The sequence below is a fragment of the Sphingopyxis solisilvae genome (genome assembly GCF_015475875.1).
GTDB lineage: Bacteria > Pseudomonadota > Alphaproteobacteria > Sphingomonadales > Sphingomonadaceae > Sphingopyxis > Sphingopyxis solisilvae.
In genome coordinates this window covers 1-25,376 of record NZ_JADKYM010000029.1, presented here as the reverse complement: position 1 = coordinate 25,376, position 25,376 = coordinate 1, and the positions used below count along the sequence as shown (strand labels likewise).

Annotated in this window: 29 protein-coding genes and 2 pseudogenes; 17 read left to right on the top strand and 14 right to left on the bottom strand. The window is 64.7% G+C overall.

Features of this window, described 5'->3' with window-relative positions; translation table 11 throughout:
* Nucleotides 1-3 precede the first annotated feature (3 nt).
* Nucleotides 4-1,542, bottom strand: coding sequence for a flavin-containing monooxygenase (locus IR187_RS15335; RefSeq protein ID WP_228765981.1), 1,539 nt, complete (start codon nucleotides 1,540-1,542; stop codon nucleotides 4-6).
* A gap of 169 nt (nucleotides 1,543-1,711) precedes the next feature.
* On the opposite strand from IR187_RS15335, the gene IR187_RS15330 reads away from it, so the two are divergent.
* Nucleotides 1,712-2,152, top strand: a complete 441-nt coding sequence (locus IR187_RS15330; protein ID WP_194955451.1) for an NUDIX hydrolase — start codon at nucleotides 1,712-1,714, stop codon at nucleotides 2,150-2,152.
* A 2-nt stretch (nucleotides 2,153-2,154) separates the two neighbouring features.
* On the opposite strand, the gene IR187_RS15325 is transcribed toward IR187_RS15330, so the two are convergent.
* Together IR187_RS15325 and rimO are read right to left on the bottom strand one after the other, a co-directional pair.
* A complete protein-coding gene (locus IR187_RS15325; protein WP_228765980.1) occupies nucleotides 2,155-3,600 on the bottom strand; it encodes a DUF4403 family protein in 1,446 nt (481 codons plus the stop codon).
* Between the two features lie 107 nt (nucleotides 3,601-3,707).
* Nucleotides 3,708-5,078, bottom strand: coding sequence for a 30S ribosomal protein S12 methylthiotransferase RimO (rimO, locus tag IR187_RS15320; protein ID WP_194955449.1), 1,371 nt, complete (start codon nucleotides 5,076-5,078; stop codon nucleotides 3,708-3,710).
* 93 nt (nucleotides 5,079-5,171) lie between these two features.
* Between rimO and IR187_RS15315 the strand changes: the two genes are divergently transcribed.
* On the top strand, nucleotides 5,172-5,501 hold the full coding sequence (locus IR187_RS15315; protein ID WP_194955448.1) for a DUF423 domain-containing protein: 330 nt from the start codon (nucleotides 5,172-5,174) through the stop codon (nucleotides 5,499-5,501).
* Here the strand turns inward: IR187_RS15315 and IR187_RS15310 are convergent.
* The 4 genes from IR187_RS15310 to serS all read right to left on the bottom strand — a co-directional run bounded on the left by IR187_RS15310 (nucleotide 5,498) and on the right by serS (nucleotide 9,816).
* A complete protein-coding gene (locus tag IR187_RS15310; RefSeq protein WP_194955447.1) occupies nucleotides 5,498-6,565 on the bottom strand; it encodes a potassium channel family protein in 1,068 nt (355 codons plus the stop codon). The genes IR187_RS15315 and IR187_RS15310 overlap by 4 nt on opposite strands.
* Nucleotides 6,562-7,605, bottom strand: a complete 1,044-nt coding sequence (locus IR187_RS15305; protein ID WP_194955460.1) for a peptidoglycan DD-metalloendopeptidase family protein — start codon at nucleotides 7,603-7,605, stop codon at nucleotides 6,562-6,564. The genes IR187_RS15310 and IR187_RS15305 overlap by 4 nt, the downstream gene beginning before the upstream one ends.
* 66 nt (nucleotides 7,606-7,671) lie before the next feature.
* Complete coding sequence (gene surE, locus IR187_RS15300) at nucleotides 7,672-8,439, bottom strand: 5'/3'-nucleotidase SurE (protein ID WP_194955459.1); 768 nt, start codon at nucleotides 8,437-8,439, stop codon at nucleotides 7,672-7,674.
* A 96-nt stretch (nucleotides 8,440-8,535) separates the two neighbouring features.
* Nucleotides 8,536-9,816 (bottom strand): serine--tRNA ligase, encoded by a 1,281-nt coding sequence (serS, locus tag IR187_RS15295; protein ID WP_194955446.1) that lies wholly within the window; start codon nucleotides 9,814-9,816, stop codon nucleotides 8,536-8,538.
* 318 nt (nucleotides 9,817-10,134) lie between these two features.
* Here serS and IR187_RS15290 point away from each other — a divergent pair, with 318 nt between their 5' ends.
* The 3 genes from IR187_RS15290 to IR187_RS15280 all read left to right on the top strand — a co-directional run bounded on the left by IR187_RS15290 (nucleotide 10,135) and on the right by IR187_RS15280 (nucleotide 12,783).
* Entirely contained in the window at nucleotides 10,135-11,118 is a 984-nt protein-coding gene (locus tag IR187_RS15290) for a hypothetical protein (RefSeq protein ID WP_194955445.1), read from the top strand.
* 721 nt (nucleotides 11,119-11,839) lie between these two features.
* Nucleotides 11,840-12,301 carry an RNA polymerase-binding protein DksA gene (dksA, locus tag IR187_RS15285; RefSeq protein WP_194955444.1) on the top strand — a complete coding sequence of 154 codons (462 nt, stop codon included), beginning with the start codon at nucleotides 11,840-11,842 and terminating at the stop codon, nucleotides 12,299-12,301.
* Nucleotides 12,302-12,393: 92 nt separating this feature from the next.
* On the top strand, nucleotides 12,394-12,783 hold the full coding sequence (locus IR187_RS15280) for a PilZ domain-containing protein (RefSeq protein WP_194955443.1): 390 nt from the start codon (nucleotides 12,394-12,396) through the stop codon (nucleotides 12,781-12,783).
* A 44-nt stretch (nucleotides 12,784-12,827) separates the two neighbouring features.
* On the opposite strand, the gene IR187_RS15275 is transcribed toward IR187_RS15280, so the two are convergent.
* Nucleotides 12,828-12,986: a YdcH family protein gene (locus IR187_RS15275; protein ID WP_194955442.1), complete on the bottom strand. Its 159-nt coding sequence runs from the start codon at nucleotides 12,984-12,986 to the stop codon at nucleotides 12,828-12,830.
* Between the two features lie 125 nt (nucleotides 12,987-13,111).
* On the opposite strand from IR187_RS15275, the gene IR187_RS15270 reads away from it, so the two are divergent.
* Both IR187_RS15270 and IR187_RS15265 read left to right on the top strand, forming a co-directional pair.
* On the top strand, nucleotides 13,112-13,309 hold the full coding sequence (locus IR187_RS15270) for a YdcH family protein (protein ID WP_194955441.1): 198 nt from the start codon (nucleotides 13,112-13,114) through the stop codon (nucleotides 13,307-13,309).
* Nucleotides 13,310-13,403: 94 nt separating this feature from the next.
* Nucleotides 13,404-13,868, top strand: coding sequence for a DUF1465 family protein (locus IR187_RS15265; RefSeq protein ID WP_228765978.1), 465 nt, complete (start codon nucleotides 13,404-13,406; stop codon nucleotides 13,866-13,868).
* 125 nt (nucleotides 13,869-13,993) lie between these two features.
* Here the strand turns inward: IR187_RS15265 and IR187_RS15260 are convergent, their stop codons facing one another.
* Nucleotides 13,994-14,815: an SDR family NAD(P)-dependent oxidoreductase gene (locus tag IR187_RS15260; protein ID WP_194955440.1), complete on the bottom strand. Its 822-nt coding sequence runs from the start codon at nucleotides 14,813-14,815 to the stop codon at nucleotides 13,994-13,996.
* 312 nt (nucleotides 14,816-15,127) lie between these two features.
* Between IR187_RS15260 and IR187_RS15255 the strand changes: the two genes are divergently transcribed.
* Nucleotides 15,128-15,655, top strand: a complete 528-nt coding sequence (locus tag IR187_RS15255; protein WP_194955439.1) for a CarD family transcriptional regulator — start codon at nucleotides 15,128-15,130, stop codon at nucleotides 15,653-15,655.
* 144 nt (nucleotides 15,656-15,799) lie between these two features.
* Here IR187_RS15255 and truA read toward each other — a convergent pair whose 3' ends face one another.
* Complete coding sequence (truA, locus tag IR187_RS15250; RefSeq protein WP_194955438.1) at nucleotides 15,800-16,540, bottom strand: tRNA pseudouridine(38-40) synthase TruA; 741 nt, start codon at nucleotides 16,538-16,540, stop codon at nucleotides 15,800-15,802.
* A 195-nt stretch (nucleotides 16,541-16,735) separates the two neighbouring features.
* Between truA and IR187_RS15245 the strand changes: the two are divergent.
* Together IR187_RS15245 and IR187_RS15240 are read left to right on the top strand one after the other, a co-directional pair.
* Nucleotides 16,736-17,398 (top strand): annotated as a pseudogene (locus IR187_RS15245) (IS1595 family transposase); the annotation flags it as partial.
* A gap of 245 nt (nucleotides 17,399-17,643) precedes the next feature.
* Nucleotides 17,644-17,916, top strand: coding sequence for a helix-turn-helix domain-containing protein (locus IR187_RS15240; protein ID WP_194955437.1), 273 nt, complete (start codon nucleotides 17,644-17,646; stop codon nucleotides 17,914-17,916).
* A 241-nt stretch (nucleotides 17,917-18,157) separates the two neighbouring features.
* Here the strand turns inward: IR187_RS15240 and IR187_RS15235 are convergent, their stop codons facing one another.
* Nucleotides 18,158-18,592 (bottom strand): hypothetical protein, encoded by a 435-nt coding sequence (locus IR187_RS15235; RefSeq protein ID WP_194955436.1) that lies wholly within the window; start codon nucleotides 18,590-18,592, stop codon nucleotides 18,158-18,160.
* 115 nt (nucleotides 18,593-18,707) lie between these two features.
* The gene (fmt, locus tag IR187_RS15230; RefSeq protein ID WP_194955435.1) at nucleotides 18,708-19,628 is read right to left on the bottom strand and encodes a methionyl-tRNA formyltransferase; all 921 of its coding nucleotides are present in this window, start codon (nucleotides 19,626-19,628) and stop codon (nucleotides 18,708-18,710) included.
* Nucleotides 19,629-19,875: 247 nt separating this feature from the next.
* Here fmt and recR point away from each other — a divergent pair, with 247 nt between their 5' ends.
* From recR to def, 3 genes are read left to right on the top strand one after another with little or no spacing between them, the layout of a single operon-like run.
* The gene (recR, locus tag IR187_RS15225; RefSeq protein ID WP_039579914.1) at nucleotides 19,876-20,472 is read left to right on the top strand and encodes a recombination mediator RecR; all 597 of its coding nucleotides are present in this window, start codon (nucleotides 19,876-19,878) and stop codon (nucleotides 20,470-20,472) included.
* A 14-nt stretch (nucleotides 20,473-20,486) separates the two neighbouring features.
* Nucleotides 20,487-20,870, top strand: coding sequence for a hypothetical protein (locus tag IR187_RS15220; protein ID WP_194955434.1), 384 nt, complete (start codon nucleotides 20,487-20,489; stop codon nucleotides 20,868-20,870).
* 31 nt (nucleotides 20,871-20,901) lie between these two features.
* Nucleotides 20,902-21,435 (top strand): peptide deformylase, encoded by a 534-nt coding sequence (gene def, locus IR187_RS15215; RefSeq protein ID WP_194955433.1) that lies wholly within the window; start codon nucleotides 20,902-20,904, stop codon nucleotides 21,433-21,435.
* Between the two features lie 180 nt (nucleotides 21,436-21,615).
* On the opposite strand, the gene grpE is transcribed toward def, so the two are convergent.
* Nucleotides 21,616-22,164, bottom strand: a complete 549-nt coding sequence (gene grpE, locus IR187_RS15210) for a nucleotide exchange factor GrpE (RefSeq protein ID WP_194955432.1) — start codon at nucleotides 22,162-22,164, stop codon at nucleotides 21,616-21,618.
* A 4-nt stretch (nucleotides 22,165-22,168) separates the two neighbouring features.
* Nucleotides 22,169-23,212, bottom strand: a complete 1,044-nt coding sequence (gene hrcA / locus IR187_RS15205) for a heat-inducible transcriptional repressor HrcA (RefSeq protein WP_194955431.1) — start codon at nucleotides 23,210-23,212, stop codon at nucleotides 22,169-22,171.
* A gap of 235 nt (nucleotides 23,213-23,447) precedes the next feature.
* Between hrcA and rph the strand changes: the two genes are divergently transcribed.
* The 4 genes and pseudogenes from rph to IR187_RS15185 all read left to right on the top strand — a co-directional run.
* Nucleotides 23,448-24,164 (top strand): ribonuclease PH, encoded by a 717-nt coding sequence (rph, locus tag IR187_RS15200; RefSeq protein WP_194955430.1) that lies wholly within the window; start codon nucleotides 23,448-23,450, stop codon nucleotides 24,162-24,164.
* 71 nt (nucleotides 24,165-24,235) lie between these two features.
* Nucleotides 24,236-24,637, top strand: coding sequence for an endonuclease domain-containing protein (locus IR187_RS15195; RefSeq protein WP_324187708.1), 402 nt, complete (start codon nucleotides 24,236-24,238; stop codon nucleotides 24,635-24,637).
* On the top strand, nucleotides 24,634-25,257 hold the full coding sequence (gene rdgB, locus IR187_RS15190) for an RdgB/HAM1 family non-canonical purine NTP pyrophosphatase (RefSeq protein ID WP_194955429.1): 624 nt from the start codon (nucleotides 24,634-24,636) through the stop codon (nucleotides 25,255-25,257). Before IR187_RS15195 ends, rdgB begins: the two co-directional genes overlap by 4 nt.
* Nucleotides 25,256-25,376: pseudogene (locus IR187_RS15185) on the top strand (flagellar motor stator protein MotA); the annotation flags it as partial. The gene rdgB and the pseudogene IR187_RS15185, both read left to right, overlap by 2 nt.

Below are 25,376 nucleotides of genomic sequence, written 5' to 3'. Positions count from 1 at the left end.
GGCTTATTCGGCCGCTTCCAGTTCGGCAGGCGCCGAAGCGGCTGCCCGGGCATTGCCGAACGTCAGCACGCCGTCGTCGATCGCACCGGTTTTCATGTCGATGCGATCCTGCACATAATTCTGGTTGAGCCGCCACGGCAGCTTGTCGGCATTTTTCGGCATGATGTGCAGCGAACGCTGGATATAGCCCGACGAGAAATCGAAGATATTCTCCTCGGTCAATGTGGCCGGATCGGCCAGCACCGGGGTCGCGACATGGGTGCCGGTCGCCTGCATATGGTTGAGCACCCGGCAGACATATTCGGCGACGATATCGGCGCGTAGCGTCCAGCTGGCGTTGAGGTAACCGAACACCGCCGAGAAATTCGGGACGTTCGAGAACATGCACGCCTTGTAATAAAAATGCTCGCTCCAGTCGACCAGCGCGCCGTCGACGCGCACCGGGATCTTGCCGGCGACCGCCAGTTTCAGGCCGGTCGCTGTGACGATGATGTCGGCATCGAGATGTCGGCCCGACTTGAGCTGGATGCCAGTCGCGTCAAAACGTTCGATATGGTCGGTTACCACCGACGCCTTGTCGTCCTTCATCGCGTTGAAGAAATCGGCGTCGGGGACCAGACACAGCCGCTGGTCCCACGGATTATAGGGCGGGGTGAACGCCTGTTCGTCATAGCGGTCGCCGAGCGCGTCCTTGAGCTTTTTGGTCAGGAAATCCTTGACCTTTTCGGGCTTTTCGCGCGCGCGGCGAAAGCCGATGTCCTGCAGCTTCACATTTTTGAAGCGGGTGATCCTGTAAGCGAGCTTTTCGGGCAGGACCTTGCGCAGGAAATTGGCGAAGCCGTCCTTTGCCGGACGGATGAAATACCAGGTCGGGGTGCGTTGCAGCATCGTCACATGCGCAGCCTTGTCCGCCATCGACGGGACGATCGTCACCGCGGTCGCGCCCGATCCGATCACCACGACCTTTTTGCCGGTATAATCAAGATTTTCGGGCCAGAATTGCGGGTGGATGATCTGGCCCCGGAAATCCTCGCGCCCGGTGAAATTGGCGTCGAACGGCTCGTCATAGTCGTAATAGCCCGCGCCGAGGTAGAGCCAGCGTGCGGTCGTCGTCGACCGTTCGCCGCGATCATCCTCCAGCGTCACCGTCCAGCGCGCCGCAGTGCTGTCCCAGTCGGCGCCAACCACCTTGCGGTTGAACCGGATGCGCTCGCGGATGCCGCGCTCGTCGACGATGCGGTTCAGATATTCGAGGATTGCGGGGCCGTCGGCGATCGTCTTTTCATGCTTCCACGGTTCAAACACAAAGCCCAGCGTGTGCATGTCGCTGTCCGACCGGATCCCGGGATAGCGAAATAAATCCCAGGTGCCGCCCAGATTGGCGCGGCGTTCGACCAGCGCAAAGCTGCGATCGGGACTATATTGCTGAAGATGCGCGGCCATTCCAATGCCCGAAATGCCGGCGCCGACGATCAGCACGTCCTGATCGACCGGTGCAACATTCGCCTGTCCGGAGCGTTCCATCGTCGCGCTGCTAGCCATCATCTGTCTCCCGACCATGTTTTGGGGACAGATTACGCACCGCGTTGCATTTTGCAATCGAATTGACGTTTACGGAAAGCGGCGGCGCTTGACGCCGGTGTGTCCCGCTGCCATTGCAATAAAAATGACATAAAAATGTCATGATATCGAAAAGGTTGATCCAAGAGGCATGGCGGTAAAAAAACGCGATATTGTGCAACAAACCGCCGTTCTGCCCTTTCGCCGCCGTCCGCACGACGACGCCCATGCGATTGACATTCTGCTCATCACCTCGCGCGAAACCGGGCGATGGGTGATCCCCAAGGGCAATATCGACGAGGGCCGGACGCCGCACGGCGCCGCGATTGCCGAAGCGCTGGAGGAGGCGGGGGTGCGCGGGCGTACCGAGGATCGCGTGATCGGTCACTACCGCTATCACAAATATCGTACCCGCGACCATTGGGATCTGGCCGACGTTGCGGTGTTCGCGATGGAGGTTACTCAGGAACTGGACGACTGGAAGGAAAAGGCCGAGCGCAGGCGCAAATGGTTTCCCCGCGCCAAGGCCGCCGAGCGCGTGGGCGAAAAGCAGCTGAAAGCACTAATTCTCAACTTTCGCGGCGACGGATAAGTCTATCGGCCGGAAGGCCGATAATCGACGCTCGCCCCGCCAACCATGCGCACCGGCAGGTATAGGCCGTTGCCATAGGCCTTGATCTGGCCAATCTCGAAACCTTCGACCCGCGTGCGGATGACGAAGGCGCCCTCGCGCCGTTGATCGACCGCGCGTTTGATCTTGCCCTGCAATTCACCCAGGTCGCGCGCGAAATTCTGGGTCAACGCATCGGCGATCAGCGGCGCAAAGCCGGGGCTCTGGCCGAGCGTGATCAGCAGGTCGCCGCCCACCCCGTCGGTGTCGCCGTTGATCGACAGATTGGTGAAATGCACCTCGGCCGAGCCGGGCTTGTTGTTGGGCACCGCCGTCATCCAGATGCGGCCGCGGGTCGGCTCGCCGCTGCGAACAGCCAGTCGCGTCTCGACATCGACCCCGACGGCGATCCGCCCGCCCGGCGCGCCATAGATGGTTGATGGCCCGAATTTGACCATCATCGGGCCAAGCTCGGGCAGGTTGAACGGCCGCGCCGACCGCTTCAGCAACGCGCGGTCGACCACCGGTTGAAGTTGGGCATAATCGGCAAGCACCGGTACCCGCACGTCGAGCAGCGGGGTCGGCTTTTCGCGGACCATGTTCGGCAAGGGCGTCGGCGCCGGATCGGTGGGGCGACCCGAGACAAAAGTCTCGGTGATCGCCTCAAGCCCCAGGTTGAGCCGCATCTGCTGCCCTTCCATCCGATACCCGCCGTACAGGATGCGCTGCGGCGTCACGCGCATCCATACCGGCGGGTTTTCGCGATTGAGCTCGAGCGCGGTGAAGCTCTGGCGCCACACGTCGGACGCCTGTTTGCGGACGTCGATCCGGGCGATTTCGCGGTTCACCTCGCGCTCGACGTCGCGCACTACGGGTTTGAGCTTCGCATCGGCCTCGTCGGTAAAGGTGATCCGTTGGCCCAGAAAGTCGATCCCCGGTGCCTTGGTCCAGCCATAGCTGATCCGCGCCGTACCGCGGGTGCGCCAGTCGGGGGTGATGTCGATCTTGACCCGCGCATGCGCCATCGCGGCGCCGGTCGCGGTCTCGCCCTTCAGCACCCCGCCGACATCGCGCGCCGCGATCGTGGCATTCAGGGGCACATCGACGATGATTTCATCACCTTCGCCGCGCAGCCGCAGCGGCCCGCGCGTGACGCGCCCGACGATGGTGCAGGCGATGGGCGGTGTAACCTTGACCTCTTTGCCGAACAGCTTGACCTGCTGCGGCTTGACGCACGCGCGCTCGCGCCGGTTGATCGTCCACAGCGTCTTGGGCACCGCGCGTTCGAGCGCCTGTTTGAGCGCGGTGGTGTCGGCGTTGATCGGCACCGCGATCAGCGATTTCTGGCTTGGGGAAGGCGCCTGCTCGGTCGAGCGCGGCGGCGCTTCGACGGCGACCTGACGGTCGCATGCCGCCAGCGTGGATGCCATCGCGGTTGCAATGGCCAGTGATATGATCGCCCGCATGTTTCAGCCCCCGACAGATGCCCTCACGGTAACACCAATCGGTAAATGCCGTTCCAAAAAAGATCGCTGGATCAGGCGCGCATCGCTCCGAACAGGTCATGTTCGTCGGCATCCTCGATTTCGACGTCGACGATGTCGCCGGATTTGAGCGTCGCAGCGACGTCGCGCAGATAGACATGCCCGTCGATCTCGGGCGCATCGGCCTGTGAGCGGCCCGTCGCGCCGATGCTGCCGTCGTCGTCGGCCTCGCCGACTTCGTCGATGATGACGGGCATTGTGCGACCGATCTTCGCTTCGAGTTTCGCGGCGCTGATCGCGGCGGTCTTTTCCATGATGCGCTGGTAGCGCTCTTCCTTGAGTTCCTCCGGAACCTGATCGTCGAGGGCATTGGCCTGCGCCCCCGCGACGGGTTCGAAGCGGAAGGCGCCGACGCGGTCGAGCTGGGCTTCGTCGAGCCAGTCGAGGAGATACTGGAAGTCGGCCTCGGTCTCGCCGGGGAAGCCGACGACGAAGCTGGAGCGGATCGCGATGTCGGGGGCGATGGCGCGCCAGTTTTTCAGCCGTTCGAGCACCTTCGCTTCGTTCGCGGGGCGCTTCATGCGCTTGAGGACGCTGGGGCTCGCGTGCTGGAACGGGATGTCGAGATAGGGGGTGAGGAGCCCCTCGGCCATCAGCGGGATCACCGCGTCGACGTGGGGGTAGGGATAGACATAGTGGAGGCGCACCCACGGAGCGCGGCCTTCGCTGGTCTGGAGCTGGCCGAGTTCGCGCGCGAGGTCGGTCATATGCGCGCGGACTTCGCGGCCGTGCCACTGGCGCGGGTCGTGGCGGATATCGACGCCGTAAGCCGAGGTGTCCTGGCTGATGACGAGCAGTTCCTTGGTCCCCGCGGCGACCAGCTTTTCGGCTTCGCGCAACACCGCGTCGATACGGCGGCTGACGAGTTTGCCGCGCAGATCGGGGATGATGCAGAAGGAGCAGCTGTGGTTGCAGCCTTCGGAAATCTTCAGATAGCTGTAATGGCGCGGCGTGAGCTTCAGCCCGCCTTCGGGGACCAGATCGACGAACGGCCCTTGCGTCGGCGGCGCGGCGTCATGCACCGCATCGACAACCTGTTCATATTGGTGCGCGCCGGTGACGGCGAGCACGTTCGGGAAGCGCGCGCGGATCACCTCGGCCTCGTTGCCCATGCAGCCGGTCACGATGACCCGGCCATTTTCGGCCATCGCCTCGCCGATCGCCTCGAGGCTTTCTTCCTTCGCCGAGTCGAGGAAGCCGCAGGTGTTGACCAGCACGACGTCGGCGCCCGCATAATCGGGCGACAGGCCATAGCCGTCGGCGCGCAGCTTGGTGAGAATCCGTTCGCTGTCGACCAATGCCTTGGGGCAGCCGAGCGACACCATGCCGACTTTCGGCTGGGCAGGAAGAGTCTTGATTGTCATGATCGGCGGCGCGCATAGGCGATTTTGCGCCGCTTGTCACGCGCGGCGCGCGGGCGCAGGTGCCGACTGAATGATGATGCGGAGAATGGTTCGATGGCAATCGGGATGTGGGCGGCGATTTCAGCGGCCATCGCCGTGGCGGCGGGTGCGTTCGGTGCGCATGGTGCGGCGGCGCCGCAGCAGGCCGAATGGCTGCGCACCGGCGGCATGTACCAGCTGGTCCACGCCGTCGCGGCGCTGGCGATCCTGGGGACGGCGCGGGGACCGGCGATCCTGCTGCTGGTCGGCGCCGCCATTTTTGCGGTGACGCTCTATGCGATGGCGCTCGGTGCGCCGCGCTGGCTGGGGGCGGTGACGCCGGTCGGCGGCGGATTGCTGATCGTCGGCTGGCTGTGGGCGGGCTGGATATATTGGCGCGCTTAGCGCTCCGTGACGTCCGCCTCGCATTCTTCGCAGCGGACGACCTCGACGATCAGGTCGCCGGGGGCGAGGGTCCGGGCTTCGGGTTCCCAGAAGCCATAGGGCTTGCCGCCGCGATAAACGCGCAGACCGCGGCCTTCGCTGGTCAGATCGTCGATGCTGCGCCCGACTTCCTCGGCGGCAACGGGCCGTTCGCGTAGCTGGACGCGGCCGTCGACGCTGGCCAGATCGGCCATATAGTCGGCGACATGCGCGCCTTGCGCCGATCCGGCGAGGAGCAGGCCGGTGAAGCTGACCGGGTTGATGACATTGTTCGCGCCCGCCTGTCGTGCGAGCAATTCATTGTCCTGCGCGCGCACGACGACGCTGATCGGCACTCGCGGCGCCAAATGGCGGACGGTCAGCACGATCAGGATCGAACTGTCGTCGCGGCCGGCCGAAACCAGCACCGACTGTGCGTTGGCGATGCGCACGTCGAGCAATGTCTGGTCGTTCGATGCGTCGCCCTCCAGCACATTGCATCCCATCGCTTCGGCAGCGGCGATGCGCGAGGGCGAGCCGTCGATGACGACGATACACGCGGGGTCGGTGCCGCGCGCGATCAGTTCCTTGACCGCTTCGCTGCCGCTGATGCCAAAGCCGAGCACGACGATATGATTGGTGAGCTGTGCCTGAATGCGGGCCATGCGCCATTTTTCCCATGTGCGTTTGAGGACGAAATTATAGGCGGTGCCGACAAAAATGAAGAGCACGGCGATGCGGATCGGGGTGACGATGACCGCCTCGATCAGCCGCGAGCGGTCTGAAATCGGGGCGATGTCGCCGAATCCGGTCGTCGTCACCGAAATCATCGTGAAATAGACGACGTCGAGAAAGCTGACATGGCCGTCGTGGTGGTCGATCAATCCGCCACGGTCGATCCAGTGGACCAGCACGACGATGCCGATGAGAAAGAAGGCGAGCGAAAGCCGCGCGCCGACATCGGCCCACACCGGCCATCGGCTGGCGCGTTTCAGCGGCTGAAACCCGCGCTGCATCCGCATTTTCGGACGCGAGCGGCTGGTCATCGGGGTGGCAATTGCTTCATTGGATCGACCGCTATCCGATTCCGGCGCAGCTGGAAATGCAATTGCGGTGTCTGGACCTGGCCGGTGGCGCCGGCGCGGCCGATGACCGCGCCCGCCTTGACCGCCTGGCCGCGCTGGACCGCGATCTCGGCAGCGTGGCCATAGGCGCTCACCCAGCCGCCGCCGTGGTCGATCAGGATCAGGCCGCCGTAAACCGCGATCTGGTCGCCGGCATAGGCGACAACACCGTCGGCGGTGGCGCGGATGGGGGTGCCCGATGCGGCGGCGATGTTGATGCCCTGGCTGACCTTGCCGGGCGCCACGGGTCCGAACCGGGTCAGGATTGTACCGCTAAGCGGCCATTGGAAACGGCCCGAAAAGGCGCCCGGCGACGCAATGGCAGTGGTCACAGGACGCGCGGGCGCGGCGCTGGCCGCGGTGGGCCGGCTGTTTTCGGCCAGCGCGGGCTGGCTGCCCGTTGCAATGTCGTCGATGTCGAGAGTGAAGGCCGCGGCGCGGGCGCCGACATCGACCGATCCGGGGGCAGCGCCGCGCGCGCTGGCGGGCAGGCGCAGCCGTTGGCCGATCCGCAATATATAGGGCTCGCTCAGCGCGTTGATCGTGACGATCTCGCCCCAGTCGGCGTCATAGGCGCGCGCGATGCCGATCCCGGTCTCGCCAGCGCCGACGCGGTGGTAGAGACCCGCCGGGATGCGCAGTGACTGTCCGGCGCGCAGGGTGAAGGGCGGCGACAGGTCATTCTCGATCGTGATCGCCTCCGACCCCGCGCCGGTCATGTCGCCGATCGCGCGCAGCGTGTCGCCGGGACGGACAAGGTAAGTGGTGGGGGCAACGCGCACGGCGTTCGCCGCAACGGGTTTCAGCGTCCAGGTCGGCCAGGCATCGCCGCCGACGACCTCGTTGACCGATTGACGTTCAAAGCCCGGGCTGGCGGGGACGGGGGTCGCGGCGACCGGGCGTGACGGCGGGGTCGGAGCAGCGGGGATGCAACCCGCGAGCAGCAGCGCCCCCGGCAACATCGCGATATGATGTCCGATTTTCCCCACGCATGGCTTTTGCCAAAGGAAGGGAGCGGTGGCTAGACCCTAACCCGCCGCGTACGCCCCGCGCAGCGCCGCCAGCGATGCGTCGTGCGTCAGGTCGAGCTGGAGCGGGGTGACCGAGATAAAATTGTCGTCGATCGCTTCGAGGTCGCTGTCGTGCGCCAGGCTGTGTTCGATGCCGTGGAGGCCGAACCAGAAATAGGGATAACCGCGCGGATCGGTGCCTTCGACGATCGACCCGCGGCCATAGTCGTGAAAGCCCTGGCGGGTGACGCGGATGCCGCGCACGTCGGCGGCGGGAATGGCGGGGAAGTTGATGTTGACCAAAGTGCGCGGCGGCATGTCCATGTCCAGCAGCGGGCGCAGCACCTTGGCGCCCCATTGTTCTGCGGCGTCGAACGGCACCGTGTCGCCCATGCCTTCGCGCGCATAAACCTGGCTGAGCGCGATCGAGCGGATGCCCGCGAGCGCGCCCTCGATCGCCGCCGATACGGTGCCCGAATAAGTGATGTCGTCGCCCAGATTGGCACCGCGGTTGACGCCCGACAGGATCAGGTCCGGCTTTTCGGGCATCAGCTTGCCGATCGCCATCATCACCGAATCGGTCGGGGTGCCGCTGCACGACCAGCGGCGTTCGCCGTGCTGGCGGATGCGGACCGGCCGCGAGAGGGTCAGCGAATGGCCGGCGCCCGATTGCTCCTCGGCGGGCGCGCAGACCCAGATATTGTCGGAAAGCTCGCGGGCGATCGCTTCGAGTATGGCGAGGCCGGGGGCGTGGTAGCCGTCGTCGTTGGTGAGGAGGATGCGCAAGGTTTTGGTCTTTCTCTCTTCGTCATGCCGGACTTGATCCGGCATCCATGCAACGGCGATGGCTTGGATCCCGGATCAAGTCCGGGATGACGAATATTAGGTGGTTGGCGTGAGTTTCGTGATCCCGCCCATATAGGGCAGCAGCACCTTTGGAATATCGACGCTGCCGTCCGCTTGCTGATAATTTTCCAGCACCGCGACCAGGGTCCGCCCCACCGCCAGCCCCGATCCGTTCAATGTGTGGACGAATTCATTGCCCTTCGCGCCCTCGCGGCGGAAGCGGGTGTTCATGCGCCGCGCCTGGAAATCGCCGCAGTTCGAGCAGCTCGAAATCTCGCGATAGCTGTTCTGGCCGGGCAGCCACACCTCAAGATCATAGGTCTTGCGTGCCGCAAAGCCCATGTCGCCAGCGCACAGCAGCATCTTGCGATAGGGCAGTTCGAGCGCCTCGAGGATCGCCTCGGCGGCGCGCGTCTTGCGCTCCAGCTCGGCGTCACTGTCTTCGGGGCGGGTGACCGACACCAGCTCGACCTTCCAGAACTGGTGCTGGCGGATATAGCCGCGCGTGTCGCGCCCCGCCGACCCGGCTTCGGAGCGGAAGCACGGGGTGAGCGCGGTCATCCGGACCGGCAGATCGGCCTCGGGCAATATCTCTTCGCGCACCGCGTTGGTCAGGCTCATTTCGGAGGTCGAGATCAGCCAGCGCCCGTCGGTGGTTTGGAACAGATCCTCGCGAAACTTCGGCAGCTGCGTCGTCCCGAAAGCCGCCTCGTCGCGGACCATCAACGGCGTCGCGCATTCGGTATAGCCCGCGTCGATCGTCTGCCGGTCGATCATAAACTGACCGAGCGCGCGTTCGAGCCGCGCCATCTGGCCTTTCAGAAACGCGAAGCGCGCGCCCGACATCTTCGCTGCGGTTTCGAAATCGAGCCCGAGTGCGGGGGCGAAATCGGCGTGCTCCTGCGGCGTGAAGTCGAAGGTCCGCGGGGTGCCCCAGCGCGCAATTTCGACATTGCCGTCTTCGTCCATGCCGTCGGGCACGTCGGCGGCGGGCAGGTTGGGCAGCGCCGCGAGGGTGTCGTGTAGCGCGGCCAGCTGTTCGCGCTCGGCATCTTCCTTCGCGGGGAGGGCGGTCTTGAGGTCCGCCACCTCGGCCTTCAGCGCCTCGGCCTTGTCCTTGTCGCCGCTCGCCATCGCCTGGCCGATCAGCTTCGACGCTTCGTTGCGGCGCGCGAGCGATGCCTGGATTTCGGTCTGCAACGCGCGCACCGACGCGTCGGCGGCCAGGATTTGTTCGGACAGGGGAGCGAGGCCGCGGCGCGCGAGGCCGGCGTCAAAGGCTTGCGGGTTTTCCCGGATCAGGCGGATATCGTGCATGGCCGCGCTATGGCGTCGCCGGGCGGGGGGTGCAAGCCTGTCCTTGCGTGATCCTCCCTGTGGCGCAGCCATGGGGAGTGGGACCGCCGCCGCAGGCGGTGGTGGAGGGGCGACGACGGTGCGCCATGGCCCCTCCGTCAGCCCTGCGGGCTGCCACCTCCCCATGGCTTCGCCACAGGGAGGATTGTTGTTCCGCCGCGCTGCGCAAGCCCGATGCGCGCATGAAAAAGGGGCCGCCCCGCAAGGCGGCCCCTCAGTCGGTGGCCCGGGTTAGCCCCCCCGCGCCTCCAGTGGATCGCTTATGCCGCGTCGGCATCCTTGTCGTTGCGGTTCGCGGCGCGGCGGCGCGCGACGAGCGCGGCGGCGGCGGCGCCGAACAGCAACAGCATCGGCGGCGCGGGGACCGGCGTCGGATCGCCCGACGAACTGCTGGTGCTGCCGCCCGAGCTGGACGACGAGGAAGAGGATGACGACGAACTGCTGCTCGACGAGGACGACGATCCGGTACTGCCACTCGAACCAAAGCTGCTGCTGCCGCCGGTCGCGCCCGACGAGGTCGCGCCGCTCGACGTGCTGCTGCTCGACGAGGAAGATGACGACGAGGAACTGCTCGACGACGAACTGCCCGAACCACCCGAGCTGCTACCCGAGCCGCCGGAACTGCTGCTCGATCCGCCCGAGCTGCCACTCGAACCGTTCGACCCGCCCGAGCTGCCGTGCGACGAGCTGCCCCAGCCGGAGCTGCCGTGCGACGATCCGCCGCCCTTCGACGAGCTGCCGCCCGACGACGACGAGCTGGACGATGACGAAGAAGACGACGAGCTCGATGACGAGCTGCTGCTCGACGACGTCGAACTGATCCCGCCGGTCGAGGTCGAAACATTGCCCGACGACGTGCTCACGCCGCCGGTCGAGGTGCTGACCCCGCCCGTCGAGGTCGAAACGCCGCCGGTCGAGGTCGATACCCCGCCGGTGGACGTGGTCGAACTGATGCCGCCCGTCGAGGTCGAGGTGCTGACCCCGCCGGTCGAGGTCGAAACGCCGCCCGTCGAGGTGGAGGTGCTGACGCCACCGGTCGAGGTCGAAACGCCGCCCGAGGTAGAGCTCGATGTGGTGCTGAGGCCACCGGTGGTGGTCGAGGTCACGACGATGCTGCCGCTGCTGCCGCCCGAGCTGCCGCCGAAGAAGCCGCCGAAAAATCCGCCGCCGAAACCGCCGCCAAAGCCGCCGCCGATGACGGTCACGCCGCCGCCGCTGCTGCCGCCGCCTTCAAAACCGCCACGCTGCGGGAAGGGGGCATAGGGAATCGGGGGCAGAGGAATCGTCTGGGTGACGACCTGCGTTTGCGGGGTCGCGGTACGGATGACGCGCTTGGTGGTGACGACGCGGCGCACCCGCTTGACCGGCTTGCGCGCGGCGTGGCGTTTGCGCACGACTTTTTTCGCGGGTCCGGCACAGGGCGAACAGGACTGGGCCGTCTGCGCCCGCGCCTTGGGCACGTCGGTGATCTGCATCGCGCCGCTACCGATCAGGGCGCCGCCGCAGGTGCAGGCACAAAGCTTGGCGAGGGCCATTCGGACAGACATAGGTTTCTCTTTCTTTCCCGTTGCAGGTGCGAAGCGCCATCCACCGACACCCGTTTCACCTTCGCTATACGCCAAAAGGTCAAAGCTTTGCGAACGCGGCAATTGCGTTAACCGCGTTTGCCTGTCCGACAGCGGGAAAAGGGACGCGGAATCAACCGAAATCGCCATTACTGTTCCAAATTAGTACGGAAACTGCAATGATTCTATGCGATTGGTTAATATCCGGACCTAAATCGCGATCGGCGGAGGCACATTGGCGCTGCCGGCCGCGCGCCGGGAATCACCGCCGTTGGCGTCGCCGTTCAGCCCCGCTTCACCCCCCGCCGCTATCGACCGCTTCGGCGCTTGTATCGTAACCGGCGGCTGGTTATAGGCGCGCCACTCCCTGCACCGTCCGGCGGTCCGCAGGGTGACAGGAAAGGACGCGAGAGCCCCTCATGCCGACCAAGATTGCCGATGTTGGCGCTGACGCGCTTCGCGAAGCCAAGGACAATCTGGATTCGGATTATATCCCCCGCGACGACGAAGAATTCATGAACGAGCGGCAGCAGGAATATTTCCGCGGCCTGCTGCTCGCCTGGAAAAAGTCGATCCTGTCCGAAGCTGAATCGACGCTGGCGCATCTGCAGGACGGCCCGCTGCGCGAACCCGACCTTGCCGACCGCGCGTCGAGCGAGACCGACTGGGCGATCGAACTGCGCACCCGTGACCGCCAGCGCAAGCTGATTGCCAAGATCGACGCCGCCATCCGCCGGATCGACGAAGGCGAATATGGCTATTGTGCGGTAACCGGCGAACCGATCTCGCTAGCCCGGCTACAGGCACGGCCGATTGCGACGATGACGCTGGAGGCGCAGGAGCGCCACGAGCGCAACGAACGGATTTCGCGCGAAGACTGACCCGCGACGGGACAATCTGGTCCCATTTACGTTTCGGCAACCGCTGGCTTCTAGATTCTCCCGCCTGACAATGGCGCGGGGAACGGGTCGCAATGGAATCGCGTGGACCGGTATCGGTAGATGAAGAGGTGGCGGCGCTGTCACGTGCGGCCGATCGGGACAGTCTGTTTCTGCAGGCGACGCTGACCGTACCGGGCGGAAGCGCGCCCGTCGTGGTGCGTGTCCGCAACCTGTCGCCGGGCGGGATGCTGGCGGAAGGCAAGCTGCGCATCGAACAGGGCGCCGCCGTCGAAGTTGACCTGCGGAACATTGGCCCCGTGGGCGGCCGCGTCGTTTGGGCGGGGGTCGGCAAGTTCGGCATCGCCTTCGATCATGCGATCGATCCGCAGGCGGTTCGCCGCCAGGTCGCTGTACCGTCGGACCTGCCGCCGCATCTGCGGCGGAGCGGCCTTGAAACCGGGCCATTCTACCGCCGACGCTGATGCGGCCGACGGCGGCACCAGCGGGCGGTAGCGCTCGTTGGTCGTCAGGCGACCGCGAGCATCTCTTCCTTGATCTTCAGTTTCTGCTTTTTCATCTGCGCCAGCAAAGCCATGTCGGGGGCAGGGCGGCGCTCTTCATTCGCAATTTTCGCGTCGAGGTCCGCGTGGCGGGACTTCAGGGCGGAAAGATGCGAGTTGCTCATGGGCCATTCTCCTTTTCGACTCGATTGGCAGGTGTGAGTAAATCACGAATCGCTGCGAATGTCGTCGCGATTCGGTCAGCCGGTTCCCGTTGCGGACCAGTGGTGAACGTGGCAGGGACAGCGTCGTGAACCCGGAAGAAATTGCCCAGCGTCTGGAACTGCTTCGCGTCGAGCACCGCGACCTCGATTCCGCGATCATCGCGCTCGGCGAAGCGGCAGTGCCCGACCAGTTGCAGCTGGCGCGGCTCAAGAAACGCAAGCTGAAGCTGCGCGACGAAATCGCCTGGTGCGAAGACCAGCTGGTGCCCGACATTATTGCCTGAATCAAAACGGCCTGAATCAAAGCGGGACGTGCGGCGCGCGACATTCATGGTTAGCGCCATTGCATTGCCGCGCAGCCGTGGCATCCATCGTGACATGACCGCTGGCACAAACGACAGGATGGCCACGACACCGGTGCAGCGCGCGCAGGTCGAAAACCTGTATGTCGAGGCGATGGTGCTGGCCGACGAGGCGCATGCCGCCTTTGCCGCACAGCGCGACCTTGGCGGTATCCGCCGCGACGGGATGCTTCAGATCGGTCTCGCCTGCGAGTCGCTGAAGACGACGACGCGGTTGATGCACGTCATCGCGTGGCTGCTCCACCGCCGCGCGATGATCGGGGGCGACCCGGGCGCCGGTCCGGACGACAGCGCGGCGCGCATCGGCGATCCGGTCGCCGCCGACTGGGACATTTGCATCGACTTCGACGCCCCGGTGCAACGCATCATCGCGGCAAGCGAACGCCTGTTCGAACGCATCGCCGCGCTGGAAGCGGGCTGGGCAGCGCCGCCGGTGACCCCGGTCCAACAGCTGCTGGCGCGGCTGGAGGCGCGTTTATAGTTTAGAGGCAATATCATGTCATCGCGCTCTAGCGCTTTCGTTGCGGTGCGATGCAGGCTGACAATCAACCCGTGTCGCACCAAACGGCGTGTTACTGGTACCCTCTTTCGCGGGAATGCGGTTGCTCAGGACGCCTTGCGGCCTGCCTGCATCTGCTGCGCATAGCCCGCCTGCACCATAGCGCTCATCCGGTCGAACAGTGCGTCGGGGTCGCTGCGGCGCAGGTTCGCAATGGCTGCTTCGGTGCCCTCGGCCACCACCAGTTCGCGCGTTCCGGCGTCGACCGCCGCCAGAATCTGCGCGGCGGCGAAATCGGGCGACAGGCCGTTGTCGATTGCGGCATCGCTTTCCCCGCGCACGCTGCCGTCGGCGTTGAGCGCGTTGCGGCTGACGTTGGTCTGCACCGATCCCGGCGCGACGACCAGCACCTTCAATCCCAGATGCTCGTTCTCGGCGCGCACGCTGTCGTGATAGCCGATCAGGCCGTGCTTGGCGGCGCAGTACGCGCTGCGCAGCGGCACCCCGGCAATCCCGGCAACACTGGATATGGCAATGACCTGGCCGCCGCCCGCGCCAACCATGCGCGGCAGCAATTGCTGGGTCAGTGCGATCGGGGCGAGCAGGTCGACCGCGACGATCCGTTCATAGACGGCAAAGTCGGTATCCACCGCCAGGCTGCGCTGCGAGATGCCGGCATTGTTGACCAACCCGTCGATGCGGCCCTGCCAGCCCCAGGCCCGATCGGCGATGGCAGGGAGGGCGGCATAGTCGGTCGCCTCAAAGGGCAGGACCAGCGTTTCGGTATCGCAATCGGCGGCCACCGCCTCCAGCGCCGCGACATTGCGCCCCGACAGGATCAGCTTTGCGCCGCGCGCCGCCAGCGCCCGCGCCAGCGCTGCGCCGATGCCCGACGAGGCGCCTGTAATCCACCAGATCTGATCGTTCATACCCGCTCCCATGCGCTGATTTCGTTGCAACCTGAAACGGGTTCAGCCAGCCGTCAAGACGGCGCGCTCGCGCATTCCCCCGCAGGGGTGGCAATTTTGTTGCGAATCTGTTATAATTAATATCAACGCGCCGACATTCTGCCTCTTCCCGTCTCGGGCTGGGGCGTTTTCCGGCGTTCCGATGGAGCCATATCCCTTGTCACTCTGACTGGCTAGCGCCGAGCGATTGCAATCCCCCTTGGCTAGAGGGCGGGATGCGCCGTTGTTGTCGCAGTTTCAGATCGGGGTCAAGGCACAACAAAAGGAATTTGCATGTCCGTGAACACGCTCTTGTTCGAAGTCGGTGATTATGTCGTTTATCCGAAACATGGCGTGGGGCGCGTCATCGAGCTGCAAAAATCCGAAATCGCGGGGATGCAGCTCGAACTTTATGTCCTGCGCTTCGAAAAGGAAAAAATGACGCTTCGCGTGCCGACCAACAAGGCCGAGGGCGTGGGGATGCGCAAGCTGTCGTCGGACAAGACGCTGAAGGAAGCGTTGCAGGTGTTGACCACCAAGCCGAAGGTCAAGCGCACCATGTGGTCGCGCCGCGCGCAGGAATATGAAGCGAAGATCAATTCGGGCGACCTGGTGTCGATCGCCGAAGTGACCCGCGACCTGTTCCGCGCCGACGACCAGCCCGAACAGAGTTATTCGGAACGCCAGATCTTCGAAGCGGCGTCGAGCCGCCTCGCGCGCGAACTCGCCGCGATGGAAGAAAGCGACGAAAAGACCGCGCAGGCGAAGATCCTCCAGATTTTGAATGAGCATGCGCCGCTGTATTACGCCGAAAAGGTGTAAGCGCGCGGGGCAGCGATAAAGGGAAGGGGCGGTCCGAAAGGGCTGCCCTTTTTCATGATCGTCATTGCGAGGAGCGAAGCGACGCGGCAATCCAGAGTAGCGTAAACCCGCTCTGGATTGCTTCGCTTCGCTCGCAATGACGAACTACGGGTAGGTCGCCCCCACAAAATAGAGCCCGTCGGGCGGCGCATTCAGCCCCAGCGCCTGCCGGTCCGCCGCCTCCAGCGCTGCTTTCAAATCGCGCGCCGACCATTTGCCATGGCCGACCAACGCGAGCGACCCGACCATCGAGCGCACCTGATGGTGCAGAAAGCTGCGCGCCGCGGCCTCGATGATCAGCTCGTCGCCGTGGCGACTGACCGCCAGCTTGTCGAGCGTCTTCAACGGGCTTTGCGACTGGCAGTGCGCCGAGCGAAAGGTGGTGAAATCATGGAGGCCAATGAGCTGCTGCGCCGCGGCGTGCATCGCGTCGGCGTCGAGCGGTCGCGCGACTTGCCACGCCAGCCCCTTGTCCCATGTCAGCGGCGCGCGGCGGTTAACGATGCGATATTCGTATGACCGCCCGATGCAGGCAAAGCGCGCGTGCCAGTCGTCCGGCACCACCTCGCACCCGATGATCGCGATCGGCGCCGGGCGGAGCTGCGCATTCAATGCCTCGGTCAGTTTGAACGGGGTCAGCGGCTTGGCGATGTCGACATGCGCGCGCATCGCGATCGCATGAACCCCCGCATCGGTGCGCCCGGCGCTCAACACCTGCACCTCCTCGGCGGTGAAGCGGTGGATCGCCTCCTCGACCGCCTGCTGGACGCTGGGGCCGTGCGCCTGCCGCTGCCAGCCCATATAGGGGCGGCCGTCATATTCGATGGTGAGGGCAAAGCGGGTCATGGGTGGGGCTTTAGCCGTTCGTGTCGAGCGAAGTCGAGACACCGTTACGACCCTCTCCCCTTGCGGGAGAGGGCAGCGAGACTTGGTGGCTTCGCCACCTAGTCGCAGCGGGTGAGGGGTTGTGCGCTATCGTGAGGATACAACCCCTCACCCAGCTTCGCCTAGGCAGCAAGCTCGGCATTATGTAGCAAACGCACCAAGGGCGTTGCTGCGCTGCAATTGAGCCGCGATCTGGATTGCCAGTACAAGACCGCGTTCGTGCTGACCCACAAGCTGCGCGAAGCGATGGCCCGCGAACAGATGGGCCGCACGCTGGACGGCATCGTCGAAATCGACGGCGCGTATTTCGGCGGTTACGTGAAGCCGGAAAACCACAAGGACGACCGCAAGGACCGTCGCCTTGCCTTCAACCGTTCGGGCAAACGCCAGTGTGTTGTCGTGATGCGCGAGCGCGGCGGCAAGTCACTTCCGTTCGTCGTCGCCAACGAAGGCGATGCTGTTCCCTGCGTCCGCGATCATGTTGCCAACCTTGCCGTACTCCACGCCGACGAAGGCACCGGATGGGATGCCCTTCACGCCGGTTGGATGACGCACCGCGTCAATCACTCGGTCCAGTTCTTCGACGAAGGCGCATGTACCAATCAGGCCGAAAGCTATTTCAGCCGCCTTCGCCGGATGGAAGTCGGTACGCACCACCATATCGCCGGGCCGTACATCGGCGCCTATGCCCGCGAAGCATCGTGGCGCGAAGATAACCGTCGCGTGTCGAACGGCGATCAGGCTGCAATGGTGACGGCGGCGGCGATGGCTTCGCGCGTTAGCCGTGATTGGAAGGGGTATTGGCAGCGGGCTGCCTAGAACGATTGGGGAACGGCGATATAAAGGACTCTTTATGCCGAATGCGCCCGAATTGCCATTCTAAGCGCCTCTGGGCGAAAAAACCCACCTTGGGCATGGTTCACCCTGCCAAAGTCGTCGAATGCGCTGAAAACGCTTCTGAGCGGATTCCGCGCTTGAACAATCATCGTTAATATGTCAGAAACCAAGCGGGCCAGAGCGCGGCAAACGCTCTGGCCCGGATGAAACCGCGATGTGGCGCGGAGATGTTGATCAACGGCGGCAATCCTACTCTTCCCGACGTCAATGTCAACGCTCCACATCGTTTTTTGGCAAAGGCTAAAACGATGAATAAACGGAGTTCGCCGCCCATATCGGCGGAAATTGCATCACAAATTCGATACTTGGTGATAGAAAAAGGCCTCTATCAGCATCAAGCGGCGGCTATCGTCGGGGTGAATCAAGGCCGCGTTTCCGAAGTGATGCGCGGTCGTCACTACCCCGACGTGCCGCCCGCTCAAGGTTCCCTTCCCTTCTAAACGGCAACTTGCCACGGAAGGGGGTGATACCAATGGCAAACCGCAACACTCACGAACGCGGGCGTGATGCTGGCTCCGGCCAGTTCATTCCTGTTCGCGAAGCCGAACGCCGTCCTCGAACGACGGTGGTCGAGACTTATCGCACCGGCCCGAAAGGACCGAAAAACTAAGCGGGTCGCCGGAGTCTTCTGGGCTCCGGCGATTCCAGAGTCAATCTCGCGACAGTAGTGCGGTGACAAGTCTACCGCGCTATCTCCCATTCCAAGTACTGCCCACCCGCCGATGCGCGGCTTTCGACCGCGCCATTGTCACGTAGCCGAGACAGCGACCGATTGACCCGCCGTAGCGCCAGCTTTGGCGCAAGCGCCCCGATTGCAAGCGAGCGATCCTCGCACAAAAGCGCCACTATATCAGGCGCGGGCATAGGCTCAGTGATGCCCCTGAGCGCCGACAGGATCGCGCGGGCGATAGCCCCGCGTTTTGCCCAATCCTCTTTGCGGGTGAACGATAGCGGCGCAACGGCGGCAATATCGGCATCGGGGTTGAACAGCAGGATAGAGCGGTCCAGCGCAGCAACGTCGGCAAGCAAGGCCTCATACTGAGCGCGCACAGTGTCAGCTTCCAACGCCAGTTCGCGCCGCCGCCTCACTAAGCCAGATACAACATTCTCGTGCATCCCGCCTTATCCCAGCTAATGCCGGATAATCCCACACAGGGCTTGGTGCGTTTGCTACATAATGCCGAGCAAGCTGCCAAGGCTCCGCAACCCTCTCCCGCAAGGGGAGAGGGGACTAAGTTAACCGCGTCCCCGCCGCGATTCCCCGCCCGCGCAGCAATTCGCCCGCCTCCATCGCAGGTTTCCCCGCGCGCTGGATGCGCGTCACGCGGATCGCGCCGGGGTTGCAGGCGATCGTCAGCGCGTCGTCGATCGTGACGCCGGGGGCCGCGCCCGCCACCGTATCGGCCGGATGCACGACTTCCGCCGCGAGCACCTTGTACCGCTCGCCCTCCAGCTCGAAAAACGCGCCCGGCACCGGATTGAACGCGCGAATTTGCCGTTCGACCTGCGCCGCGCTGACCAGAAAATCGAGCCGCGCCTCGCTCTTGTCGATCTTGGCGGCGTAGGTCACGCTCTCCTCGGGCTGCGGCACCGGCGGAAAGGCGTGGAGGTCGCTCAGCACGCGCCGCATCATCAGCGCGCCCATCTCGGCCAGTTCGTGGGTCAGCACCCCCGCGGTCTTGCGCCCGATCGGGGTCGGCTCGACCAGCCGCATCGCGCCCGTGTCGAGCCCGACGTCCATCTGCATGATCGTCACCCCGGTTTCGGCATCGCCCGCGAGGATCGCGCGCTGCACCGGCGCGGCGCCGCGCCAGCGCGGCAGGATCGATCCGTGGACGTTGAGGCACCCCTCGCGCGGCGCATCGAGGATCGCGGGCGGCAGGATCAGGCCATAGGCGGCGACCACCGCGACATCGAGATCGAGCGCAGCAAATTCCGCCTGCGCTTCCTCGCCCTTCAGGCTGCGCGGCGTGCGGACGGGCAGGCCATGTTCTTCGGCCCAGACCTGCACCGGACTTTTCTGCAATTTTTTGCCGCGCTGCGCTGGGCGCGGCGGCTGGCTATAGACCGCCGCAACATCATGCCCCGCCGCATGCAGCGCAGCGAGCGTCGGCACCGCAAAGGGCGGTGTTCCCATGAAGGCGATACGCATGGGTGCGGGCTTTGGCGGAGGTGCACGCAGAGTTCAACCCTCTCCCATCTAGGGAGAGGGCGGCGAGACTTGCCAGCTTGCTGGCTTAGTCGCAGCGGGTGAGGGGCTGTGCTCTCTCGATAGGGTACAGCCCCTCACCCAGCTTCGCCTAGGCGGCAAAGCCGCCAAGGCTGCGCAACCCTCTCCCTATATGGGAGAGGGAATTGGGGATATTGCGCCCGCCCGTGCGCGCCACTACCACCCCGCCATGGCCTCCACCGAAATCGAAGCCCTCGTCCAGCAACTCGCCCGTCTGCCGGGCCTCGGCCCGCGATCGGCGCGGCGCGCGGTGCTGCATTTGATGAAGAAGCGCGAGTCTGCGTTCGTGCCGCTGCTCGCGGCGCTCCAGACGGTGTCCGAACGGCTCGTCACCTGTACGATTTGCGGCAATGTCGACACGCACGATCCCTGCGCGATCTGCGCCGACCCGCGCCGCGACGCGCGGTCGCTGTGCGTGGTCGAGGAAGTGTCGGACCTGTGGGCGCTCGACAAGTCGCGGCTGTTCCCCGGCAAATATCATGTGCTGGGCGGGCGGCTGTCGGCGCTGGAGGGCATCCGCCCGCAGGATCTGGCGATCGACGCCCTCGTGGCGCGCGTCGCGGCGGGCGGTATCGATGAGGTCGTGCTGGCAATGAATGCGACGCTGGAGGGTCAGACGACGGCGCATTATCTCGCCGAGCGGCTGGAGGGTTATCCGGTGCGGCTGACGCAGCTCGCGCATGGTCTGCCGGTGGGGGGCGAGCTGGATTATCTGGATGAGGGGACGTTGGCGCAGGCACTTAGGGCAAGGCGGCCGGTGGGGTGATGGGGGAGAGTAAGGTGTTTAGTTTTGTAGCAACCGCCATTTTAGTGTCCTGCTCGGCGTGCTCGTCGACGTCCGATTTTCAACCCGGAGAGGCAGAGATTGTAAAGCTGGAGACGCAGCTTGCAGCAAGTCGTTGCGTCGGCGATCTCGATAAATGGCAAAGAGCCTATGTTCGGAAGCAGTCCATTGTGGAGAATGAAACGGACAAGTTTGACCGGCGAATGATCGAATTTACGCTTGAACGCGCGGATGGGAAAAGGATTGTTGCCGGGCGCAAATCTATGGCGCGTTATGAGGATTGGGCGATCGCGGGCGGTTGTTCAGAACCGAATTGCCTATTCGGAGGATATGTCATTCCGACCGACGAGTTAATTCTCGACTGTGGCGGCCCCTCTTGACCCCACGCCCCTCCGACCATACCTGCACCCCATGGCCATACTCCCCATCATAGAGACCCCGGATCCCCGGCTGCGCGTCATTTCCAAGCCCGTGGAGGCGTTCGACGCCGAGCTGAAGCAGCTGGTCGCCGATATGTTCGAGACGATGTACGACGCCCCCGGCATCGGGTTGGCGGCGATTCAGGTCGGGGTGGCGAAGCGCATCCTGGTGATCGACCTGCAGGAACCCGATCCCGAAGATGACGAGGGCAAGAAGGTGATCCGCGACCCGCGCGTGTTCATCAACCCCGTCTTTTCCGACGAGAGCGAGGAGCATAGCGTCTATTCGGAAGGGTGCCTGTCGGTCCCCGAACAATATGCCGATGTGACGCGCCCCGCCGAGGTCACCGTCGATTGGCAGGATGTGGACGGCAAGCATCATCAGGAACGCATGACCGGGCTGATGGCGACGTGCATCCAGCACGAGCATGACCATCTGGAAGGCATTTTGTTCATCGACCATCTGTCGCGGCTGAAGCGCGAGATGGTGCTGAAAAAGCTCGCGAAGCTGCGCAAGGCGGCTTAGCGCTTAAGCCCTCTCCCGTCGGGAGAGGGCAGCGAAACTTGCGAACTTGTTCGCTAGTTGCAGCGGGTGAGGGGATGCGGCCTCGCGTTTGCACGCCCGCGCAGAACACCTCACCCAGCTTCGCCTAGGCAGCAAGCTGCCAAGGCTGCGCAACCCTCTCCCAACGGGAGAGGGGAAGAGTTACCCCGCCTTCGCCACCGCAACCATCGCAGGGCGCAGCAACCGGTCTTTCATCACATAGCCCGCCTGCATTTCCTGCACGATCGTGCCGGGTTCGGCGTCGCTGCTCGGGATCTCCAGCATCGCCTGATGCTGGTTGGGGTCGAGCGGCAGGCCGATTGCGGCGATGCGCGTGATGCCGTTGCGTTCGAACACGCCGAGCAGCTCGCGCTCGGTCGCTTCCAGCCCGGTGATCAGCGGCTTGATCGCCTCATCGGCGCGCTGTTCGTCGCTGAGCGCGGCGAGCGCGCGGCCCAGATTGTCGGCGACCGACAAAATGTCGCGCGCGAATTTGGTCGCGGCATAGGCGTGGGCGTCGGCGACTTCCTTCTCCGCGCGGCGGCGGACATTCTGCGTTTCGGCGCGCGCATAGAGCAGATCCTGCTGCACCGCGGCGAGCTGTTCGGCGAGCTTCGCCGCCTCATCCTGCGGTTCGGTCGCGGGCGTTTCGGTTGCGGCGTCGTCGGTCTGGCCGTCGTCGACCGGCGTGTCATTTTCCATATTCGTCATAAACCTATCGTATCAGTCTGGACAGTGATTGGGCGGTGAAATCCACCATGGGAACGATGCGGGCATAGTTCAAGCGCGTCGGGCCGATCACGCCCACCACGCCGACGACGCGCCCGTCCGATCCGCGATAGGGCGCCGCTATCACGGAAGAGCCTGAAAGCGAGAATAATTTATTTTCCGACCCGATGAAAATGCGGGTCGCGCTACCTTCGCGCGCGCTGTCGAGCAATTGCGCAATGTCCTGTTTGGTCTCGAGTTCGTCGAGCAATTGGCGGACGCGGTCGAGGTCGCCGACCGCGCTGTCGTCGAGCAGATTGGCCTGACCACGCACGATCAGCACCGGGCGGTCGGCGCCGTCCGACGACCAGATCGCCAGCCCGCGGCTGACCAGATCCTGCGCCGCGCGGTCGATCGCGATGCGCTCGGCCTCGATCTCGTGGCGCACCCGCGCCATCGCTTCGGTCAGCGTCAGGCCCGACAGCGTCGCCGAAATGAAATTGCCCGCCTCGACGAGCGCCGAGGGGTCGAGCCCCGCGGGCACGTCGATGACGCGATTCTCGACCGCGCCGTCGCCCGCGACCAGCACGACGAGCGCCTGGCGATCCGACATCGGCACGAACGCGACCTGTTTCAGCACGCGCTCATGCTTGGGGACCAGCACCAGCCCCGCGCACGCCGACAGGCCCGACAGCGCGGCGGTCGCCTGCGCCAGCGCGCTTTCGATCGGCCCGCCTTCGGACAGGCTCGCCTCGATCTGCGCGCGGTCCTCGGCGCTGGGTTCGGCAACCTGCATCATCCCGTCGACGAACAGGCGCAGCCCCTGTTCGGTCGGCAGTCGCCCCGCGCTGGTGTGCGGGCTGGCGAGCAGGCCATATTCCTCGAGGTCCTGCATCACGTTGCGGATCGAGGCGGGCGACAGGTTGAGCGCCGCGAGCTTCGACAAGGTGCGCGACCCGACCGGCTGGCCCGTTTCGAGATAAGCATCGACGACCAGCCGGAACACGTCGCGGGCGCGCGTGGTCAGTTCGGTGATCGGCGGGGTGGTCATGGTGGGGATTTAGGGACGCGGGCGCGCTGGGGCAAGCGCACGATCCTCCCCATCGACTTGCGATGGGGAGGTGGCAGCCCGCAGGGCTGACGGAGGGGCCGCGACGTTGCTGCCCCTCCATCACCGCCTGCGGCGGCGGTACCCCTCCCCATCGCAAGTCGATGGGGAGGATCAGGTTTGCGCTCGCCTCGCTTCACCGCTAAGCGCGCCGCACATATTCACAGGAGAATCCCTCATGCGCCCTTCCGGCCGCGCCCCCGATCAGATGCGTCCGATCGCCATCGAAACTGCTTTCACTATCCATGCCGAAGGCAGTGTGCTCGTCAGCTTCGGTAATACCAAGGTGCTGGTGACCGCCAGCGTCGATGAAAAGGTGCCGCCGTTCCTGCGCGGCAAGGGCCAGGGGTGGGTCACCGCAGAATATGGCATGCTGCCCCGCGCGACCCACACCCGCGGCAGCCGCGAGGCGGCGAAGGGCAAGCAGTCGGGCCGGACGCAGGAAATTCAGCGGCTTATCGGACGCTCCTTGCGTGCCGTGGTCGATATGAAGAAGCTCGGCGAGCGCCAGATCGTCATCGATTGCGACGTGATCCAGGCCGATGGCGGCACCCGCACCGCGTCGATTTCGGGCGCGTGGGTCGCGTTGCGCCTCGCGGTGGACACGCTGCTCGAAGCCAAGACGATCGCCGAAGATCCGATTATCGACAAGGTCGGCGCGATCTCGTGCGGCATCTATAACGGCACCCCGGTGCTCGACCTCGATTATGACGAGGATTCGGTTGCCGAGGCCGATGGCAATTTTGTGCTGACCGGGCGCGGCCAGATCGTCGAAGTGCAGGCGAGCGCCGAGGGCGCGACCTATGACGAGGAAGGTCTGCTGCGCCTGCTGCGCCTGGCGCGCATTGGCTGCACCGAGATTTTCGCGGCGCAGGATAAGGCGACGGGGCGGTAAACCTTCCTCTCCCGGCGGGAGAGGAAGCGAGACTTGCCAGCTTGCTGGCTAGTCGCAGCAGGTGAGGGGATGTGACACCGAAGCAGCACAAACCGTCCACGGGTATTGCCCGCAAATTGCGGCGCCACGAAACCGAGGCCGAGAAAAAGCTCTGGCGAGTGCTGCGCGCCCGCCAGTTTCTTGGCCTCAAATTTCGCCGCCAATCGCCGGTGGCAGGATTTGTAGCCGACTTTCTCTGCGAGGAATTGCGGATTATCGTCGAAGCCGACGGCGGCCAGCACGCGGAAAGCCCGAGCGATGAACGTCGCACTGCCTTGTTGCAGGCAGCCGGTTATCATGTGATCCGATACTGGAATAACGACATCATGAGCAATCTGGAGGGCGTGTTGGAGGATTTGCGCGGACGATTGGTCGCCACCGCGGACGTTGGAACCCCTCACCCAACCCTCTCCCACGGGGAGAGGGCTTTATGACCCGCAAACTCACCCCCGGCAAACTCGTCATCGCCAGCCACAATGCGGGCAAGGTGCGCGAAATCCGGGCGTTGCTCGAACCCTATGGCATCGAACCGGTGTCGGCGGGCGACCTTGGCTTGCCCGAGCCCGAGGAGACGGGGACCACGTTTCGCGAGAATGCGCTGCTGAAGGCGCATGCGAGCGCGGCGGCGGCGGGGCTGCCCGCGCTGGCCGATGACAGCGGCCTCGAAGTCGCGGCGCTGGGCGGACGCCCGGGGGTGTACACCGCCGATTGGGCCGAGCGACAGGCGTTTGAAGGGCCGCCGGGCCGCGACTGGTATATGGCGATGGGCAAGGTCGAAGGGCTGCTCGCCGAGCAGGGCGAGGACGTCGATCGCAGCGCCTGCTTCGTGTGCACCCTCGCGCTCGCCTGGCCCGACGGCCACGGTGAGGTGTTCGAGGGGCGGGCCAAGGGCAGCCTGACCTGGCCGCCGCGCGGGCACCTGGGCTTTGGTTATGACCCGGTATTTGTTCCTACCGGCAAGTCGCTGACTTATGCAGAGATCGACCCCGCAGAGAAGCATGCGATCAGTCACCGTGCCGATGCATTTGCGAAGCTGGTGGCAGGGGTGTTCTAGGACGGTGATCGAAAGCGACGGCGCGATCTATCATACGGTGAAACAGCTGATCATCGCTTCGCTGCACGGCCATCCGCAGCCGCTGGTGATCGAGGCGGCGCGGTCGGGGGTGGAACATT